Genomic DNA, 220 nt, shown 5'->3' on the forward strand with positions numbered 1-220 from the left:
TATGGGGATGGTGAACGGGCTCACCCGGCGATAGCCCTTGTCGCGGTGGGCGTCCCAGTTGTTCAGCAGGGAGTGCAGGCCGCCAATGCCGCTGGCCACGGACACGATCAGTCGCTGCGGGTCGACCTGGGTGCCCTCCTCGGCGTCCCAGTCGAGGCCGGCGTCCGTCCACGCCTCCTGCGCGGCGATCAGCGCGAGCGTGGGTGGAGCGGTCGAGCCG

The 220-nt window shown here is 70.9% G+C and carries 1 pseudogene; it reads right to left on the minus strand.

The window, feature by feature from the left end:
- Positions 1 to 220, minus strand: a pseudogene (locus BN358_RS26930) (beta-ketoacyl synthase N-terminal-like domain-containing protein); the annotation flags it as partial.

This window comes from Sedimentibacter sp. B4 (assembly GCF_000309315.1).
In the GTDB taxonomy this organism is placed as follows: Bacteria; Bacillota; Clostridia; order Tissierellales; family Sedimentibacteraceae; genus Sedimentibacter; species Sedimentibacter saalensis.